Annotated in this window: 14 protein-coding genes; 10 read left to right on the top strand and 4 right to left on the bottom strand. The window is 30.4% G+C overall.

Translation table 11 applies throughout. The features are described from left to right. Nucleotides 1–5: 5 nt before the first annotated feature. Both GFU93_RS07290 and GFU93_RS07285 read right to left on the bottom strand, forming a co-directional pair. The gene (locus GFU93_RS07290; RefSeq protein ID WP_160568376.1) at nt 6–1835 is read right to left on the bottom strand and encodes a tetratricopeptide repeat-containing sensor histidine kinase; all 1830 of its coding nucleotides are present in this window, start codon (nt 1833–1835) and stop codon (nt 6–8) included. 190 nt (nt 1836–2025) lie between these two features. Further along, nucleotides 2026–2586, bottom strand: coding sequence for a hypothetical protein (locus tag GFU93_RS07285; RefSeq protein ID WP_160568374.1), 561 nt, complete (start codon nt 2584–2586; stop codon nt 2026–2028). Nucleotides 2587–2944: 358 nt separating this feature from the next. Here GFU93_RS07285 and GFU93_RS07280 point away from each other — a divergent pair, with 358 nt between their 5' ends. From GFU93_RS07280 to GFU93_RS07235, 10 genes are all read left to right on the top strand, one after another. Then, nucleotides 2945–3238, top strand: coding sequence for a hypothetical protein (locus GFU93_RS07280; protein WP_105297280.1), 294 nt, complete (start codon nt 2945–2947; stop codon nt 3236–3238). A 158-nt stretch (nt 3239–3396) separates the two neighbouring features. Continuing rightward, complete coding sequence (mutL, locus tag GFU93_RS07275; protein WP_160568372.1) at nt 3397–5154, top strand: DNA mismatch repair endonuclease MutL; 1758 nt, start codon at nt 3397–3399, stop codon at nt 5152–5154. Nucleotides 5155–5189: 35 nt separating this feature from the next. Then, the gene (locus GFU93_RS07270; protein WP_160542676.1) at nt 5190–5969 is read left to right on the top strand and encodes a rhomboid family intramembrane serine protease; all 780 of its coding nucleotides are present in this window, start codon (nt 5190–5192) and stop codon (nt 5967–5969) included. A gap of 9 nt (nt 5970–5978) precedes the next feature. Next, on the top strand, nt 5979–6884 hold the full coding sequence (locus GFU93_RS07265; RefSeq protein ID WP_160568370.1) for a DUF6576 domain-containing protein: 906 nt from the start codon (nt 5979–5981) through the stop codon (nt 6882–6884). A 289-nt stretch (nt 6885–7173) separates the two neighbouring features. Further along, nucleotides 7174–7914: an endonuclease/exonuclease/phosphatase family protein gene (locus GFU93_RS07260; RefSeq protein WP_160542674.1), complete on the top strand. Its 741-nt coding sequence runs from the start codon at nt 7174–7176 to the stop codon at nt 7912–7914. A 107-nt stretch (nt 7915–8021) separates the two neighbouring features. Beyond that, complete coding sequence (locus GFU93_RS07255) at nt 8022–10016, top strand: KUP/HAK/KT family potassium transporter (RefSeq protein ID WP_255466928.1); 1995 nt, start codon at nt 8022–8024, stop codon at nt 10014–10016. A 24-nt stretch (nt 10017–10040) separates the two neighbouring features. Next, complete coding sequence (gene galE / locus GFU93_RS07250; protein WP_160568368.1) at nt 10041–11063, top strand: UDP-glucose 4-epimerase GalE; 1023 nt, start codon at nt 10041–10043, stop codon at nt 11061–11063. 13 nt (nt 11064–11076) lie between these two features. Next, entirely contained in the window at nt 11077–12348 is a 1272-nt protein-coding gene (gene glyA, locus GFU93_RS07245) for a serine hydroxymethyltransferase (RefSeq protein ID WP_160568366.1), read from the top strand. A gap of 193 nt (nt 12349–12541) precedes the next feature. Beyond that, a complete protein-coding gene (locus tag GFU93_RS07240; RefSeq protein ID WP_160568364.1) occupies nt 12542–14311 on the top strand; it encodes a long-chain fatty acid--CoA ligase in 1770 nt (589 codons plus the stop codon). Nucleotides 14312–14381: 70 nt separating this feature from the next. Beyond that, nucleotides 14382–14702: a DUF493 domain-containing protein gene (locus GFU93_RS07235; protein ID WP_160568362.1), complete on the top strand. Its 321-nt coding sequence runs from the start codon at nt 14382–14384 to the stop codon at nt 14700–14702. A gap of 131 nt (nt 14703–14833) precedes the next feature. On the opposite strand, the gene GFU93_RS07230 is transcribed toward GFU93_RS07235, so the two are convergent. Then, nucleotides 14834–15505 (bottom strand): ABC transporter ATP-binding protein, encoded by a 672-nt coding sequence (locus GFU93_RS07230; protein ID WP_105297271.1) that lies wholly within the window; start codon nt 15503–15505, stop codon nt 14834–14836. Between the two features lie 28 nt (nt 15506–15533). Next, nucleotides 15534–17195: a glycosyltransferase family 39 protein gene (locus GFU93_RS07225; protein ID WP_160568360.1), complete on the bottom strand. Its 1662-nt coding sequence runs from the start codon at nt 17193–17195 to the stop codon at nt 15534–15536. Nucleotides 17196–17229: the final 34 nt, after the last annotated feature.

The raw sequence follows: 17229 nt of genomic DNA, 5'->3' as shown, positions 1-17229 counted from the left end.
TATTATTAATTAGATATTGAATATAAAATTTTTATTGAGCAGCCGATCTTTTTGTTGCGATCAATAATATAATAACCTTTTTTTGGGTGTAACCTGTCATTTATGTTTTTTAAATCTGCGAATGGTTCGGTACCTGAGCCGGAAAAACCCACGCCATTATCTGTATATTCAATGGAAATGATACAATCTTCTTTTTTAAATTTTAATGTAACAATATCAGCTTGACTGTGTTTTTTCATATTAGTCATTAATTCTTTAAGAATATAATATAAATCCTCTTTTTTATTGTCTGGGATATTTTTCCAAATATGGGATTCATTACCTATTAATATTATTCGGGTATTTTTTGAACCATAATGTTTAATCATATTACGTAAAGTAATTGAAAATTCTTCAGTCAAACTAATTTTATAATCTGAATCATGCGAGATATCTCTTGATTTAAGATATAATTGGTCTAATTCATCAATTATCTTCGTTGGTTTTACATCTGAATTATTTTGAAGTTGAACCATCAAAAAGTAAATACCATTGGCTACTTCATCATGAATTCTTTTAGAATATTTCAATTCGGTTCGATGGATTTCTTCAATTTTTTCTTGTCTAAATTTAGCATTTCTTCTTTTATGCCAAAATATTAATAATATTACAATTATTAATGCTAAAATTATAATAGAACCAATCGTTACTTTTTGTTGTAATAGCAAATAGTTTTTTTGAGCATTTTCAGCTTTTAGTAAAGCATTTTCTTCTTTATTACGTTCTACTTCATAACGGATTAAAGCAAATTGGTTTTTGGCTCGAATTCTTTTAAAATTGATTTCATCATTTAATCTAATATAAGAATTAAAATAATTTTTTTCATGCGTAGAAGGTGTATCTAAAAGAATAATTTTTTGCATCGCCGCAAGTTGGTCATCTATATTCCCTAATTTTAAAGCAATATTATACATTTTATTTGCATGAAAAATTGCTTTTTTAATGCTTGTTTTTTCATAGTATTCCGATAAATGATAATGATTGGCAATTTGTCCTATAGAATCAGATGCTTTTTCTCTTATTTTTAGGGCTTGATAAAGATCTTTATCAGCCTTATAGTTTGGATTATCGAGCCATTTTGCATAAGCTAAGTTATCAGTTATACGAGCTTTATGAAGGGGGAGATTATTTAAAAAAGAATCGTTAATTAACTTAGTTAAAATTTTAATGGCATTGTCATAATTTCCGGCTTTAATATTAACAACCGCCTCATTGTTTTTTATGTTGATAACAGATATTTTACTGGTTGAAAATTTTAAAGCCAAATTATAATATTTTATGGCTTGATCGTAATCTTTTTGTTCAGTTTTAGATATGGCTAAGCAATTATATACAGCAGATAAGGAAGCATTATGTTGAGTTTTTTTAATATATCGTAGTGCTTCAACTGCGGTCTCTTCACTTCCTATGTAATCTCCTTCATTCGCTTGGATGATGGCCATATCTATTAAACTTTTACCGATAAAGACATTATTATTATCAAGTAAATACGCTTCTTTTGCATGATTGAAATAATAAAATGAGCTATCACTTTTATTTTTGTTTAAATAATAATGACCCATTTGAAAATAAATATTAGCTAAAAGTTCATTATTCTTTTCTTTTTTTAGCCTATATATTTCTTTATACGTTAATTGAATGGTTTCATTAGTATAATAAGTAAAAGGAGTATTATATATTTTTGATTTTTTAATTGAACTATCAGATTTCTTTTTTCGTATAGTAAAATCTTTGCATGAAGGAAAATATAGCAATAAAACAACGATATAGAATAAATATATAATAAATGTTTTCATTATTTACTAAATATAAAAATATAAACTTATAATATTGAAACTTATTATGTATTAAGAATTATATATTTATTAAGTAAAAAAAGACAAGGAATACATGTATTCCTTGCCGTATAAATATCTATGAATTATTGATTGAATTAAAATATTTTATTTTTTTTGAAATTCAATTATTTCTCAAAATTAGAATGAATTATCTCACGGGATTCTGAGCAGTTTCTCCGCTGATATCCATTCTTCTCACGGGATTTTGAGCAGTTTCTCCGCTAATGTCCATTCTTCTCACGGGATTCTGGGCAGTTTCCCCGCTAATATCCATTTTTCTTACGGGATTCTGAGCAGTTTCCCCGCTAATATCCATTTTTCTTACGGGATTCTGAGCAGTTTCCCCGCTGATATCCATTCTTCTCACGGGATTCTGAGCAGTTTCCCCGCTAATGTCCATTCTTCTCACGGGATTCTGAGCAGTTTCTCCGCTAATGTCCATTTTTCTTACAGGATTCTGAGCAGTTTCCCCGCTGATATCCATTCTTCTCACGGGATTCTGAGCAGTTTCTCCACTGATATCCATATCGACCCTATAAATTCCAATCTCCGTATTTTCGGAATTATTTTCCTCTTTTTGTGTCTGGCTGTTTAATGTATTTTCTGCAGATAAAGTTTTTTGCATTGGGATATCGCTATAATCGTCGTTGCATGATGTTATAAATAAGCTTAAAGATAAACTTACTATAGATATTGATATTTTTTTCATGTTTATTGTTTATTTAATTTTTACTTAATAAAAAAAATGTATCTAAAAATTTTAGATAGCTAATTAGCTGTTTTCTAGCATTTAAAATACAGTTATGCATTAGGGAAGCAAGCAATACGAAGTGGCAGTTATTTAATAGGCTTCCCAATTCTATTAAAATACTACTACTTGTTTATTCCTTATTAGAATACATTTAGTACCTTTGCTATAAAATATACTAACAAAATTCAAATACAAAGTAACTGATAATATAAAGTAAAATAAAGACATACTAAAGACTTTTTAAAGACATTTAAAAAATTTTGCTTCTTTTTTTATTGGTTGCAAAAAAGTATTTACTAACTATTAGAATTAAAGTATGGGATATAAAGAAGTAATTAAGAAGATAGTTTATGCGGCTTTTAATAAAGCTAAAAAAGAATCGTTACTTGTGTTGAAAACTCCTCTTTCAAAACATATTTCCGTTAAGATTGAAAAAGAATATAAGACATGTATTAGTGAAAAGACATTTATAAGATATTACGATAAATATATAGATGGAAGAGAAAAAGCTACAGGAGAACCCAACAGACATATATTAGATTTATTATGTAAATACATCGGATATGAAAATTTTGTTGATTTTTATAACAAAGAAAAAATTTATCAATAAAAAAAGCAGATTATTTGAAAGAAATAGGCTATTGATTAGTTTTTGTAATATAAATTTAGCATTTTTTAAATTATTGCTAATTAAATAATTGTTCTTTCATTTTTTTATTTAGTAAAAGGTTGCGATGAGGTTTCTAATAGTTTTAATAACTTTGTAGTATGCCTGATATAATACACTTACTTCCGGATAATGTATCCAATCAGATAGCGGCAGGAGAAGTAGTACAAAGACCTTCTTCTGTAGTAAAAGAACTTTTAGAAAATGCTATCGATGCAAAAGCAACGCAAATTCAACTTATCATAAAAGAAGCGGGTCGAAATCTAATTCAGGTAGTTGATAATGGGGTGGGAATGAGTGTAACTGATGCAAGAATGTCATTTGAAAGACATGCAACCTCAAAAATAACAACTACAGAAGATATATTTCATATTCACACCAAAGGCTTTAGAGGAGAAGCATTAGCCTCCATAGCAGCAGTCTCTCAAGTTGAATTAAAAACTCGTAAAGAGGAAGATGAATTGGGTACTCATATTATTATTGAAGGGGGAGACATCATTTCTCAACTTCCCGTAAATACAGCAGTCGGGTCTACATTTTTAATTAAAAATTTATTTTTTAATGTGCCGGCAAGAAGAAAATTTCTAAAATCCAATTCCGTTGAATTTAGGCATATTTTAGACGAATTCCATAGAGTTGCTTTAGCACATGAAGATATACAGTTTCAATTATTTAATAATGACGAAGAAATGTTCAGGCTTCGTTCAGGAAGTTTGTTACAAAGAATTTCAGAAATCTTCGGCAGAAAAATTCAACATCAATTAATCCCAATTGCAGAACAATTAGATTGGATAAAATTAAATGGATTTATAGGAAAACCGGAAGGTGCTAAAAAAGCACGTGGTGAACAATTTTTTTTCGTAAATCAAAGATTTTTTAGATCGACCTATTTAAATAAAGCGGTACAGGATGCTTTTGAAGGATTGATCCCGCCACGGTTTTTGCCTTCATTTTTTCTTTATATACAGATTGATCCGGAAAGAATAGATGTTAATATTCATCCGACTAAGACAGAAATTAAATTTGAAGATGAGGCGTCAATATATGCATTATTAAGAACAGCCATTAAAAAATCCCTTGGGGTTTATAATGTTGTACCAAGCTTAGATTTTGATCAAAATCCTGATTGGAGTTTTTCATTAAATAAAAAAGATACTCCCGTTGTTGAACCTAAAATAAATATTAATTCGTCCTATAATCCGTTTGATACTAAACCCGGTAAACCATCACGTGCCGAAAAAGTCAATTTGCATGAATTATATGCATCTTCCAGACAAGAAATTTTAACTTCTGAAATGTTTGATAATCCTAGTGAAACTATCACCGAATCGTCACTATTACGATTATCCAATGGGAGATGGATTACTGAAAAAGATTCCAATGTATGGATTTTGGATCCCTATAGAATACATCAGACAGTTTTATATGAAAATCATATGAAAAACTCGAAAGGGAATGTCTTAAGTCAACAATTATTGTTTCCCATAGAAAGACCGGTATATGATCTTGAAAAGGAGAAATTAGATTCAATTAAAACCGCATTATTTGCAGAGGGATTGGATATGGAAATTGAAGAAGATTTACTGACGATAACAGCAATACCATCGGATGTTATGCAAGAAAAAATAATTGAATTAATTGACTATTTATTAAGTGAATTATCAGAACATTCCGAAGAAGAATTTTCTATATTTTTTAGTAAAACCATTTCAAAAGTTTCTGCCAGAAAAAGAAATGAATTTATACAACCGTCTCATTTTTTACCTATTTGGGAGAATTTCATAACTTTAGGATGTCCTAAATTTAATCCTTTTGGAAAAAGAAATTATGAAATATTGCCCATGCCAAATTTCGATTAATAACCATCATTTAGAACAATTAATTTTTTAAAATAATGAATAGAACCATACCAGCGGTAACTAAAAATCTTTTACTATTAAACACTCTGTTTTTTATAGCAACATATATATTATCTACTCGCGGGATAGATCTCACGGTTCTTTTTGGAGCATATTTCCCTTTATCCCCCAATTTTCATTGGTATCAAATAATTTCTCATATGTTTATGCATGGAGGATTTACACATTTTTTCTTCAATATGTTTTCCCTGTGGATGTTTGGATCTGCTGTAGAACAGTCTTTAGGAGCTAAAAAATATTTGATCTTGTATTTCGTTTGTGGGTTAGGAGCTTTTGCTTTATTCAATTTAGTTAATTATTTTGAATTCAAGCAAGTGTATGATTCTTTAGTGTCTGCCAATGTTCCTTTAAACGAAGTTGGCAAATACGCAAAATTAAGTTATGAAATATCAAATAATAATGTGGAACAAAAAGCATATGCATGGTTGAATACTTTGCCTCAAGGGACTAATCAATACATTGCAAGCAAGCTATATGTAGATTTAGTCACCCCAATGGTGGGAGCCAGTGGAGCCATTTATGGGATTTTAGTAGCCTTTGGAGTGATGTTTCCTAATTCCGTATTAATGTTAATCTTTCCACCGATTCCAATGAAGGCTAAATATTTTATTCCGATTATGGTTTTATTAGAATTATATTTAGGAATTCAACAATCGCAAGGAGATAATGTAGCACATTTCGCTCATTTAGGAGGAGCCGTTTTTGGATATTTTTTGACTCGTCATTGGCTAAAAAACAGATATCGTTGGAATTAAATCAGTTGTATGGACAAAAAGATGATAAATATATGGGATTATTATAAAAATGGAACAGAAGGAATTAAACTCATTTTCATCTCTGTATTGTTTTCATTTTTTTATTGGATTTTAAACTTTTTATTAATTAAAACGTTTGATTTTTCAATAACCTCATATGTTTTGGTTTCTGTAAATAATTTTCTTCCATTTATTTGGACTATTATAACCTTTCCATTTATATATACTAATCTTTGGGATTTATTAATTGCCGCAATGATTATTTATTTTGTGGAAAAAATTTTCAGAATATATTTTAGCGGATCAAGTTTTTTAAAATTTTTTATTTATGGCAATTTAATCGGTTGTATAGCTTTTTTACTTACAAATGTAGTTGCCGATCAGGAATATACCCTTTTAGAAGGTGGAATGTTGGGTGTTTATAGTTGCTTATTTGCAATAATTTCATACAATCCAAAAATGCAAATATCCCTATTTCCCATACCCTATCAACTGCCTCTTTATGTCGTTGGAATAGTGTTTGTGCTTTTTGATGTTGTTAATTTGCTCAACTATAATGAACTTATCGGAGTATTTATAGCTAGAATGGCAGCTGCAAGTTTTGGATTTTTTTATATGAAGTCTTTCCAAAAAGGAAATGATTTTCTAGTATTTCCCATTCCCCATTTTAAGAAAATTGTCATCCATATTGGAGCTTATTTTAAAAAACTAGGTAAACCCAAATTTAAAATTGAAAAAAACGATAAAAAACAATATACATCGCATCACTCCAGACCTTTATCTGATGAAGAATTTAATTATAACAAAGTAAAGAAACAAAAACAGATCGATACTATATTGGATAAAATTTCAAAAAGCGGATATGATAGTTTGACGAAACAGGAAAAAGAATTTTTATTTAATTCTTCCAAATGAAATACTTAAGAATATGATGTTTATAAAAAAGAGCAAATTAAATTATCTATTTCTTATAATACATCTTAGTATAACTATATTGCTGTTTCTGACTTATTTTAATAAATTTATTGAACCCAAGACATTTCCATATTTTGGCTTACTGGCTCTTATATATCCCATACTAATTGCTCTTTATTGTTTGTTCACTATATTTTGGCTTATTAAAAGACAATTAATTTTTGTACCCTTCTTTATTATCACCCTTTTTTTACTGTTTCCTATAAAAAAATACGTTCATTTTGGGGAAATGAATAATCAACCGATTCGGAATAATGAACTTAAAATTTTAACCTATAATATTAGATATGCAAACGATAATAAAGACTTACAAGCCCTGGAAAACTATATCCATCAAAAAGATATTGACATTGCATTTTTTCACGAAATCTATACTAGACAGTGGAGGTCAAAAGAAATATTTTTAGCTGAACGCTATAATGCAGCCTTTGATTTAATTGGCATATCATCAAAATATCCCATTATAAATGAACAAAAAATAATACTGCCGGGTAATGGATTTGCATGCTTGGTAGATATACAGATAGATCAGGATATAATAAGATGTTTCAGCATATATTTAGAACCCATGAATCTTTCTAAAAATTTATTCAAAGCCAACAGCCTAAAACATTTTGGAGATAATTTGGAACTGATAACGGAAAAATTAATAAAAGGTTTTCAAAAACATCAAGTTCAAATAGATTTACTTTCAAAATATATAAAAGAATCACCCTATCCCGTACTTGTGTGTGGAGACTTAAATTCGGTACCCTTATCGTATGAATATTTTACCTTGAAAAAAGATTTGACAGATGTTTTTGAAGAAAGTGGGAAAGGTTTAGGATGGACTTTTTATGATTATTATTATCCCATTAGAATTGATTATATATTTGCAAGTAATAGCTTTACGCCGATGCAATGTTATGTAGATAAAACAATTACAATTTCCGATCATTATCCGGTACTGGCAACATTGAAGTTAAATTAATGAGCTAAATTTCCGGTTCTATTTTAATTAAATTAACAGTATATAAAAAAATTTAACTTAAAAAAAATATAACTTTGCAAATTAGTAGTAAATTAAAATAACTAATTGTGCAGCAGATTGATTCTAAGAAATCTAAACTTACTTTTATAGGTTTAGTAGTTACCATCGGGATAGTTTTTGGTGATATAGGAACCTCTCCATTATATGTAATGAGAGCCATAGTTGCCGCCAATCACACAGATCATATTTCAGAAGATTTTATCATAGGGGCTTTATCTTGCATCATTTGGACGTTAACATTGCAAACAACCCTAAAGTATGTGGTAATAGCGTTACGAGCTGATAATAACGGAGAAGGTGGAATTCTAGCATTGTATTCGCTGGTCAAAAAGATGAAGAATAAATGGCTGTACATAGTAGCCATTTTAGGAGCAGCAACGTTAGTTTCTGATGGGGTAATTACTCCTTCAATGACCATTATGTCGGCAGTAGAAGGACTTAAAAGTTATAATCCCAATACAGAAGTCATACCCATTACCATATTTATACTTATAGTTCTTTTTGTCGTCCAACAATTTGGAACTCAATCTATAGGTAAATTTTACGGACCGATCATGACCCTGTGGTTTATCATGTTGTTACTACTGGGTGCTATTCAATTTATACCTAATTTATATGTAATAAAAGCCATAAATCCCTATTATGCTGTTAAGTTAATGCTTATTGTGAGAGACAGTGCAGAAACTGCATTAGAAGCTAAACATATGATTTTACTAATTATGGGTGCTGTATTTCTGTGTACCACCGGAGCCGAAGCATTATATTCCGATTTGGGACATTGTGGAATTAAAAACATCAGGATAAGTTGGGGCTTTGTAAAAATTTGTTTAATCATAAACTATCTCGGACAAGGCGCATGGATTCTGTCACATCCTGTAGAAGCAGCTAGCGGAGGAAATCCATTTTTTATGATGATGCCCGATAACTTTGTAATCATTGGAGTAGGGATGGCTACCTTGGCAGCGGTTATAGCAAGCCAGGCCTTAATAACTGGATCTTACACTATATTTAGTGAGGCTATGTCATTGGACTTTTGGCCAAGGCAAAAAATTGAATATCCCACCCATGAAAAAGGTCAAATGTATGTTCCGGCCATAAATTGGGGATTACTCATATCCTGTATTTTTGTTGTATTTTATTTTAAAGAATCTTCTAAAATGGAAGCGGCCTATGGTTTGGCAATTACCATCACTATGCTGATGACAACCATTTTATTACTTTTCTATTTATATAGCAAAAAAGTAAATATATTTTTTATTTTACTATTTGCAATCATATATTTTATCATTGAAGGAGGATTTTTCTATGCCAATGCGTTGAAATTTGAAGAAGGTGGATGGATTACCATGATGTTAGCCGGATTGATTGCTTTCTCTATGTACATTTGGTATAATGGACGAAAATTGAAGAATAAATACGTACAATACGTAAATATAAAACCTTATCTGCCTATTATACAAGATATGAAAACCGATACAGACATATCGAAATATTCAACCCATTTAGTATATATAAGTAGAGCAGGTAAATCAGAAGAAATAGAAGCAAAAATTTTATTTTCTATAGTCAATAAAAACCCTAAAAGAGCAGATTACTATTGGTTTCTTAGAGTTGAAAATGATACAAATCCGTATACGTTTGAATATGATGTATTAGAATTAATACCCAATACCTTATACAAAGTTAATTTTAAATTAGGATTCAAAGTAGTTCCATTAATAAATATTTATTTTAGTCAGGTACTTGAAGATTTAAAAATCTCAGGAAAAATAGATTTGTCAAGCAATTATCCATCTTTGAAAAAATATGATATTCCTGCAGATTTTAAATATATCCTTATAGATAGAGTTTTCAATCAAGAATATTTGTTTTCATTAAAAGAAAGGTTTATCTTACGCTTTTATAACATGGTCAAATATATAGGAATATCTGATACCGCTGCTTTAGGCTTAGATACTTATAACGTAGAAGTGGAAGAAGTACCTATGCTTACGGATGTAATATATAAAAGCAGGATAAAAAGAGTGAAGAATTATAAATAAATATTTAGATAAATTTCATGACTTATGAATAAAACTAAAATCATAATTACTGGGGGCTTAGGATTTATAGGTTCTCATACGGTAGTTGAATTGATTCAATCAGGATTTGAACCGATAATTATAGATGATTTGAGTAATTCAGAATTATTTATATTAGAAAGAATAGAAAAAATTACGGGATGTAAACCCAAATTCTATTCATACGATATAGGTGATTATAATAAATTACATCAAGTATTTACGGATAATAACGATATTTCTGCCTGTATACATTTTGCAGCTAAAAAATCAGTAGGAGAATCTATGGAAATCCCTCTTACCTATTACCGGTCAAATTTAATATCTCTTATGAACCTATTGGAAGTTATGAATGAATTTAAGGTAAGAAAATTGGTCTTTTCATCCTCTGCAACCGTATATGGACAGCCCGAAAAATTACCTGTTACAGAAACCTTTCCAATTCAAAAAGCCCTATCTTCTTACGGAAGTACCAAGCAAATGGCGGAAGATATAATAGAAAAAGTTTCAGCAACGGGTAGCTTACAAGCACTTTCTTTACGATATTTTAACCCGGTAGGAGCCCATTCATCTTCCTTAATTGGAGAATTGCCGAAAGGAATTCCCAGTAATTTAATGCCATTTATTACACAAACAGCATTTGGAATTAGAAAAGAATTGACAGTATTTGGTAACGACTATAACACCGCCGATGGAACATGCATAAGAGACTATATTCATGTGGTTGATCTAGCGAAAGCTCATGTAAATGCTTGTGAGTATTTACTGGCAGATAAAGGAGATTTGTCGCATGATGTATTTAATATAGGAACAGGGCTTGGAAATTCTGTTTTAGAAATAATAAATACCTTTGAGGCGGTTAATAAGGTTAAAGTACCTTATGTTATAGGAGGCAGAAGAAATGGAGACGTAGAAAGCATCTATGCCGGTTGCGATAAAGCCAATCAAATATTAAAATGGAAAGCCAAGTATTCTTTAGAAGATATGGTTAAAGATGCATGGAATTGGGAAAAATCATATAGAAAATAAAGTAAACTATGTTATGGAAAGTAAAACAATATTCGAACTGATCGAAAAAGAAAAACAAAGACAAACCAAAGGGCTTGAATTGATAGCCTCAGAAAATTTTGTCAGCGACGAAGTAATGAAAGCCGCCGGATCTGTATTAACAAACAAATACGCAGAAGGATATCCGGGAAGGAGATATTATGGAGGATGTGAAGTAATAGACCAAATAGAAGAAATCGCCATAGAAAGTGCTAAAAAGTTATTTGGTGCTTCTTATGTAAATGTTCAGCCGCATTCCGGAGCACAGGCAAATGCAGCCGTATTTCTAGCCTGTTTAAAACCCGGTGAAAAAGTAATGGGGTTAGACTTAGCCCATGGCGGACATCTAACTCACGGTTCTCCCGTTAATTTTTCAGGAATAAATTACAACCCGGTTTTTTATAAAGTAAATAAAGATGATGGGCGCATCAACTATGAAGATATGATTGAAACAGCCAGGAGAGAAAAGCCTAAAATGATCATAGTGGGAGCATCAGCCTATTCCAGAGATTTTGATTATCGAAAATTTAGAGAAATAGCAGATGAAATAGGAGCAATATTGATGGCTGATATTTCACATCCTGCAGGATTAATAGCTAAAGGAATTTTAAGTGATCCTCTACCTTATTGTGATATTGTAACCACTACAACTCATAAAACATTACGAGGTACGCGAGGAGGAATGATTATGTTAGGTAAAGATTTTGAAAATCCCTTCGGACATAAAACGCCTAAAGGAGAGATAAAGATGATGTCACAAGTGCTAGATGGAGCTGTTTTTCCGGGAACTCAGGGCGGACCTTTAGAGCATATAATTGCGGCTAAAGCGATAACTTTCATTGAAGCATTAAGTGATGGATACCTTGCTTATACCCATCAAGTCGTTAAAAATGCCGAAGCTTTATCTCAAGCATTGATAGAAAGAGATTTTACTATAATTTCAGGAGGAACTGATAATCATCTCATGCTAATTGATTTACACAATAAAAATATTACAGGTAAAGCTGCCGAAAAAGTATTAGAAAAAGCAGACATAACATGTAATAAAAATATGATTCCTTACGATGACCGGAGTCCATTTGTAACTTCAGGTATTCGATTGGGAACTGCAGCGGTAACCACCAGAGGGCTCAAAGAAGACGATATGATAAAAATAGCGGATTTTATAAATGAAGTTATCGCAGATTCGGAAAACGAAAAGGTGATAGATAAAGTAAAAAAAGAAGTCAATGCTTTAATGGATTCTAGGCCTTTATTCCAATGGTAAATAAAAATATTGAATTTTAAAAAAAGTTAAATTATGAAAACTGATTATTTCTAATTAATAAGTTTTAGTCAGTTTTCATTTACATAAGATAGAAAACTTGATTTTTTATTTCTAATTAACAAATCAAGAAAAAAGATGATTTTTGCTAATATATTATTTTTTTGTATTTTTCGCGCTTTAAAATGAATACATAATGAAAGTCGCTAGGCTATTTGACATTTTATATTATCAATTAGAAAATAGGCCGATTGAAGTTTCCTTATCATCAAAAAAAAATGGAGTTTGGGAAGGAATATCAACAAAATCGCTTATAGATCAGGTTAACCAAGTTAGTAGAGGTCTTTTAAAATATGGAATTAAACCTGAAGACAGAATAGCTTTAATTACGTCAGTAAACAGAACAGAATGGATGATTATGGATTTTGCCATACAACAAATAGGAGCGGTAAGTGTTCCTATATATCCAACCATGAGCGATGACGATTTAACATTTATACTCAATAACAGTGAAGCTAAATTTTGTCTAATTTCTGACAAAAAGTTATATGATAAAGTACAAAATATAAAGGAAAATTGCCCTTCGCTTTCAAATATTTTTACCTTCGATGAGATAGAAGGAGTCCCCCATTGGTCGGAAATTAAAGAAAAGGGTGAAGAGGAATCTAATCAACAAGATGTTGAAACCTTAAAAAATAATATAAAACCCGATACATGGATGACGTTGATTTATACTTCCGGAACTACAGGAAGACCCAAAGGCGTTATGCTCTCACATGGAAATGTACTATCCAATGTAATGGGATGCCATACCAGGTTTTTAATGAAAAATGATGAGAAATTCAGAATTTTAAGTATTCTTCCCATCAGTCATATATTAGAAAGAATGGTAGTCTATGTCTTTATGTATAAATGTTATGGGATATATTTTGCAGAAGGTATAGATAAATTAGCTTCAAACTTTAAAGAAGTTAAACCCGATGTAATTCTAGTGGTGCCGAGAGTAATTGAAAAATTGTATGCATCCATATATAACAAAGGAACTTCTTCCGGTTGGATTAAAAAACAAATCTTCTTATGGGCACTCAATGTGGCTAAAAAATATCAACCCTTTAAACCGTCCGGCCTTTCTCATAAAATAGCGGATGCTTTAGTATTTAAAAAGTGGAGAGAAGCAGTAGGTAATAATCTTCAATTAATGATATGTGGAAGTGCCGCGCTATCTGAGAATCTTTGTCGAGTATTCACTGCCGCGGGGTTACTCGTTACGGAAGGATATGGAATGACAGAAACTTCTCCGGTTATTTCAGTAAACGGTATAAATGATGAAGTTTACCGATTAGGTACGGTGGGGCCTTTATTAGACGGATATGAGGTTAAAATTGCAGAGGACGGAGAAATACTAACCAAAGGGCCGAATGTTTTCTTAGGGTACTATAAAGATGAAGAAAAAACCAAAGAAATATTTACAGAAGACGGTTGGCTTAAGACAGGAGATATAGGTTATATGAAAGATGGATTCTTGAAAATTACCGATCGAAAAAAAGAAATATTTAAAACCTCCGGAGGAAAATATATTATTCCACAAGTAACAGAAAATAACCTTAAGCAATCACGGTTTATAGGAGAAGCCATGGTAGTTGGTGACGGAGAAAAAATGCCTTGTGCGCTTATACAGCCTGATTTTGATTTTATTTCTAAATATATTAGTTATAAACATTTACCATTAAATTCTACTGCTTCGCCAGAAGAAATTGTCAATAATAAGATAATTAAAGATAGAATCATGCAAGATGTTGAAAAGGTAAATAAAAATTTAGGGAAATGGGAGCAAATTAAAAAAATAGAGCTTACCCCCAATGTATGGTCGGTAGATGGAGGAGAATTAACTCCTACCTTAAAATTAAAAAGAAAATTTATTAAAGAAAAATACATCAATTTATATAATAAATTGTATGATAAATAACTAAAATAATTTTCAACATGCTATTTTGTCATAAATTTTATTTGGCTTTAGATTTGATTTAAGGGTAACCATGAATAGGAATGACAATATAAAAATATTTGCCAATAAAGGCGAAAATCCTGAAGATTTTTATTCAAGATTTAAAGAACAGTTAGACAAAGAACATACATTTCCGGGGAATTATATATTTAAGTTTATAATTCCAACGGAAAGCAAGAAAGTGGCTCAATTGCATAAAATTTTTGATCATAGCGGAGCTTCATTTTCAATGAAAGAAAGTAAAAACGGTAAATATACAAGCATAACCATTACTATGTATGTAACGGATTCAATTTCAGTTATTGAATATTATAAAGAAGCAAGTTCCATTGAAGGAATTGTAATGTTATAAGTAAAATTTTAAAAAGAAAAAAGCATCAGAAAACTATTTTTTGATGCTTTTTTTATTGGAATATAGTTTAAATAAGTTTATATAGTAATAAAAAAACTATAATCAGCTAGAAAAGCGTACTATTTTTATTATCAATTATTAGCTATTATTCCGTCTTTCATAAGTAAACTTCTATCTGCCATAGAGGCTAAATGAGAGTTATGCGTCACAATTATAAAAGTCTGATTAAATTCTTTTCTTAATTGATAAAATAATTGATGTAAATCTTCAGCATTCGCGGAATCAAGATTTCCTGATGGCTCATCCGCTAAAATAATTTTAGGATTATTCATTAATGCCCTGGCAACGGAAACCCTTTGCTGTTCACCGCCGGAAAGTTCTCCGGGTTTATGCTCCAAACGGTGAGATAATTTCAGGTAACTTAATAATTCCTTTGCTTTATTAACTAATTTAGATTTAGATTTTCCGGCGATCATTCCGGGTAACATTACGTTTTCGAGTGCAGTAAATTCTGGTAATAATTGATGAAATTGAAAAATAAATCCAATATTCTGGTTTCTAAATAAAGAAAGTTCCTTATCTCTCAATTGAGTAATGGGTAAATTATCAATTTCAATAATGCTGTGATATCTTTCGGGATTTGACGGTTTGTCTAAAGTGCCAATGATTTGCAAAAGAGTTGATTTACCGGCACCTGATTCTCCCACGATGGTAACTATTTCACCTTTTTTTATATGGAGAGAAACACCTTTTAAAACTTCAAGGGAACCAAAAGATTTATGTATATTTTGAATAAGTACCATATAATATTTTATCAAAAATACTAAAAAATTAAGGAATATGGAGGCTCATTTCATTAGAGATAATTTTTCCAAATAAATTATAGGGTTTTAAAATCAGATAGACTTTATAAGTACCGGGAGGAATTTGAGAAACATCAATAAATAAAGTTTGGTCTGTAGAGCTTTTAGGCGGAAGAATTAATTTTTTATTAATTGAAATTATATTTTGAGGTTCAAAAGTTTTAGTATTGAAAAATAAAAATGCTAGTTCTTGAGGAGTACCATCACCTAAACTAATCTCTTTATTATAAGGATTTGTCCACTTAACATCGAGTGTTTGTGATTCTTCTTCGGATGAAATACTAGTGGGCTGTACTTCACATTTTATTTGGGAATAAGAATAAAATTTATCTACAGTTTTATAATACTCGTTTTTTCCATCCTCATCAACAAGGTAAACGGGAGATAATTCTTCCAATCCAAAAAATGTAATAGTTTTTCCTTGAATATTTTGTTCGGAATTCCAAATATCATATTGAGAATATCTATGAGTATAAACTTGTAAACAACAAGAAGGTTGTTGTGTATAAAAATTGTATGCAGCCGCTTTTTGATAGCGTTCAAAAACAGCCAATCCCTCCGTTACTTCTTTAGCATTTAAAACAAATTCCTTCAATTTATACATGGGACTTTTGTGTATGAAAGCGGGAAAGAATAATAATATTCTCACAAAAAACAATAGTAAAATATAAGCAAAAGAAAGTCTGGTGATCCAAACATTGTTTTTTTCTTTAAACGTTAAATAAGTTAAAGGAATGAGCGCAATATAAATAATTAAGTTCCATTGCGGTTGAATTACTCTGCTAAATGAAAATAAACTAAAAAAAAGGATTCCACCCAAGCTAATCCATTGTAAAGATCTTATCCACGGTTTATTTCTATCCAAACGTTTGAAAATACTTTTACCGTAAAAATAGAGAAGCAAAGGGTTACCTAATATAAGTATGCCAAGTATCCATTTGATGAATGGATAAGTCACAGCTTTTTGATTGCTCCTTTCAAAAAGATGATATTTTATAGATGCCCAATCGTGATCATACTGCCAATATAAATGAGGAATATATAAAAGTAAAGAAAACAACAAACTGAAGTAAAACCATTTATTTTTTAATAAAGAAGGGAGAAAAGGAATAAAAGTTAGAATAATCAATAATGCTCCCTGATATTTAGAATACATGGTAAGTGCCATGGATAAGCCCAAAAGTAAAGCATTTAGTAGATTATTTTTCTCAGTAAATGATTTCCATCTCCATAAAAATAAAGAACAGAATAAAAGCAAAGGAGTGTCGGGAGTAGATATAAATCCTAACGTTTGATAAAATCCGACAGATCCAAAAAGTCCTATAAATAAATAATTTTCTTTTAATGTTTTAGGTTTAAGAATCAACAACCAAATACAATAAACAACTATCCAAGATATAATCGATACAAATCGAACCCCCAAAGTTCCTTTGAAAAATAAATATCCCACCTTGATAAATAAAGCAATCATAGGAGGATGATCGTAATAACCAAAATCCAAATGATTCGACCAAACCCAATAATAAGCTTCATCATCAATTAAAGGAAGTGTTACCGATTGAAAAATATTAAATATGAATAAAATACCTATGAATATAAATTGGATGTTTTTTATGGAATTAACTTTCATTATTTACTAAATATTGATTTAATGTTAAAATGAT

This window comes from Apibacter sp. B3546 (assembly GCF_009827885.1).
In the GTDB taxonomy this organism is placed as follows: domain Bacteria; phylum Bacteroidota; class Bacteroidia; order Flavobacteriales; family Weeksellaceae; genus Apibacter.
This window is presented reverse-complemented; position numbering and strand designations above follow the sequence as displayed.

Excerpts from the sequence above, each read along its gene's own strand:
- GFU93_RS07270 (WP_160542676.1), top strand. The coding sequence starts at position 5,190 with ATGAATAGAACCATACCAGCGGTAACTAAAAATCTTTTACTATTAAAC.
- GFU93_RS07260 (WP_160542674.1), top strand. The coding sequence starts at position 7,174 with ATGAATAATCAACCGATTCGGAATAATGAACTTAAAATTTTAACCTAT.
- GFU93_RS07290 (WP_160568376.1), bottom strand. The coding sequence starts at position 1,835 with ATGAAAACATTTATTATATATTTATTCTATATCGTTGTTTTATTGCTA.
- GFU93_RS07240 (WP_160568364.1), top strand. The coding sequence starts at position 12,542 with ATGAAAGTCGCTAGGCTATTTGACATTTTATATTATCAATTAGAAAAT.
- GFU93_RS07235 (WP_160568362.1), top strand. The coding sequence starts at position 14,382 with ATGAATAGGAATGACAATATAAAAATATTTGCCAATAAAGGCGAAAAT.
- GFU93_RS07230 (WP_105297271.1), bottom strand. The coding sequence starts at position 15,505 with ATGGTACTTATTCAAAATATACATAAATCTTTTGGTTCCCTTGAAGTT.
- glyA (WP_160568366.1), top strand. The coding sequence starts at position 11,077 with ATGGAAAGTAAAACAATATTCGAACTGATCGAAAAAGAAAAACAAAGA.
- GFU93_RS07225 (WP_160568360.1), bottom strand. The coding sequence starts at position 17,195 with ATGAAAGTTAATTCCATAAAAAACATCCAATTTATATTCATAGGTATT.
- GFU93_RS07280 (WP_105297280.1), top strand. The coding sequence starts at position 2,945 with ATGGGATATAAAGAAGTAATTAAGAAGATAGTTTATGCGGCTTTTAAT.
- GFU93_RS07285 (WP_160568374.1), bottom strand. The coding sequence starts at position 2,586 with ATGAAAAAAATATCAATATCTATAGTAAGTTTATCTTTAAGCTTATTT.
- mutL (WP_160568372.1), top strand. The coding sequence starts at position 3,397 with ATGCCTGATATAATACACTTACTTCCGGATAATGTATCCAATCAGATA.
- galE (WP_160568368.1), top strand. The coding sequence starts at position 10,041 with ATGAATAAAACTAAAATCATAATTACTGGGGGCTTAGGATTTATAGGT.
- GFU93_RS07265 (WP_160568370.1), top strand. The coding sequence starts at position 5,979 with ATGGACAAAAAGATGATAAATATATGGGATTATTATAAAAATGGAACA.